Source organism: Oleiphilus sp. HI0067 (assembly GCF_001635735.1).
The window spans coordinates 1-1,876 of record NZ_LWFI01000884.1 but is presented as its reverse complement, the minus strand read 5'-3'; the positions used below and the strand labels follow the sequence as shown (position 1 = coordinate 1,876).

Annotated in this window: 3 protein-coding genes; 2 read left to right on the top strand and 1 reads right to left on the bottom strand. The window is 42.5% G+C overall.

Translation table 11 applies throughout. From position 1 onward, the window contains the following. Nucleotides 1–96: 96 nt before the first annotated feature. Both msrP and A3739_RS09990 read left to right on the top strand, forming a co-directional pair. Nucleotides 97–1,065 (top strand): protein-methionine-sulfoxide reductase catalytic subunit MsrP, encoded by a 969-nt coding sequence (msrP, locus tag A3739_RS09995; protein WP_068480377.1) that lies wholly within the window; start codon nt 97–99, stop codon nt 1,063–1,065. 2 nt (nt 1,066–1,067) lie between these two features. Next, a complete protein-coding gene (locus A3739_RS09990; RefSeq protein WP_068477182.1) occupies nt 1,068–1,670 on the top strand; it encodes a sulfite oxidase heme-binding subunit YedZ in 603 nt (200 codons plus the stop codon). 20 nt (nt 1,671–1,690) lie between these two features. On the opposite strand, the gene A3739_RS30820 is transcribed toward A3739_RS09990, so the two are convergent. Beyond that, the coding region (locus A3739_RS30820; protein WP_231877059.1) for a hypothetical protein at nt 1,691–1,876 on the bottom strand (186 nt) is incomplete at its 5' end.

The window sequence follows — 1,876 nt, the reverse complement described above, 5'->3', positions numbered from 1 at the left end:
GCAGATTCAGAAAAAAAGAAGCGTAAAGGCACTTTTTAGACGAGGAACCGTCTCAGCATAAACTCAACGTTGACGAATTTACGGAAAACTTTAGTTATGCTTATAAAAATCAGGTCCTCGTTAGATATCGCTTCTTCAGAAATAACTAGCGAATCTGCATACTTAAATCGACGAAAATTTTTATCTCTATCTGCAGCAGCAGGTGCTACAAGTTTACTCCCAAGTTCCTCATTGTTTGCGTCAGCGGATGCGTCGGCGTTTCAAAACCTTCCCTCTGTAAACTACGCTCCTGGCGAAAAGATTACTCCATACGAAACAGCTTCCACCTATAACAACTTCTATGAATTTGGAACAGGCAAGTCTGATCCGGCAAAGTATGCGCATGAAATGACGACTAAGCCTTGGTCGGTTGTTGTGAACGGATTGACGGATAAACCTGGTACCTACAACCTTGAAGATGTTCTAAAGGGTTTAGAATTGGAAGAAAGGGTATATCGTTTCCGATGTGTGGAGGCTTGGTCCATGGTGATTCCTTGGGTGGGCTTTTCGTTGTCTGCGCTGTTAAATAAATTTCAGCCCTCCCCTTCAGCCAAATATGTTCGATTTGAAACGCTAAATAGACCAGAAGAGATGCGTGGTGTTCGATCATTTACGTCTTCGATTGATTGGCCATACGTTGAGGGGTTGCGCATGGATGAGGCAATGCATCCTCTGACGATGATGGTTGTAGGAATGTATGGCAAGGAATTGCCAAATCAAAATGGTGCTCCATTAAGACTGATTGTCCCATGGAAATATGGTTTTAAGAGCATAAAGTCCATAGCTCGAATTTCGTTTAGCGAGACACGACCACGAACGAGTTGGGAGAAAGCGGGGCCAAGTGAATATGGCTTTTATTCCAATGTAAACCCCAACGTTGATCACCCTAGATGGAGTCAAAAGACAGAGAGGCGATTACCTAACTCTTTGTTTAGTCCAAATCGCATCGATACCTTGATGTTTAATGGGTATGAAGAGCAGGTTGCATCACTCTACGCTGGGATGGATCTGAAGAAGAACTACTAATTATGAATGTAAAAACTGCTCACTTGATGCGTTGGTGGTTTATTTTTATTGCTTGCTTAGCTCCACTGCCATACATCGTGTATAGATTGGTGGTTAATAACCTTGGGGCGGAGCCGGCGAAAGCTTTAGTAGAGTTCTTGGGGGAAACCTCGCTTATTGTGCTGTTTGTGACATTAGCTGTCACGCCGCTAAGTAAATTCAAGATGCTTCCTAGTTTCGTTAAATATCGCCGTATGCTTGGGTTGTGGGTTTTCTTCTATGCCTGCTTGCATTTGTTGAGCTACGGTATGTTTCTCGTTGATTGGAGAAATTTTATAGAAGATTTGTATCAACGACCCTACGTCATTGTTGGTGCGTTGGCGTTCCTGATCCTATTAGTTTTGGCAGTGACCTCTCCTCGCACGGCAATTAAAAAATTAGGGAAGAAATGGAAGCGTCTGCATCGTTGGGTATATCTAGCGACGTTCTTGGTAGTCGTTCATGTCTATTGGCAGTTAAGAGCTGATTACTTTGAGGCGCTCGTCTACTTCACTTTTTTCGTTGCCCTAATGTCATTTAGGTTAGATGTTCTGCTTGCTTGGAAATCTAAAGTGATCAATAAATAATCGCATTGTATGTATGTTGATCAATTGACGCTTTCTTTAAAATAAAGCGACTTTTTTATGACAAGGCGCTTGCTATCCACGGTGGGATATTTATAATGCGCGCTCGCTTTGAGGGAGACACCTAGGGGAGTCGAAATTGAGGCGAGAAGTGAAGGTCTTCTAGCGTAATTTTTGATCTTTGTTTCTGGTGATTTTTGAGAAGTTTT

Coding starts and splice junctions, on each gene's coding strand:
- msrP (WP_068480377.1), top strand. CDS start 97: ATGCTTATAAAAATCAGGTCCTCGTTAGATATCGCTTCTTCAGAAATA.
- A3739_RS09990 (WP_068477182.1), top strand. CDS start 1,068: ATGAATGTAAAAACTGCTCACTTGATGCGTTGGTGGTTTATTTTTATT.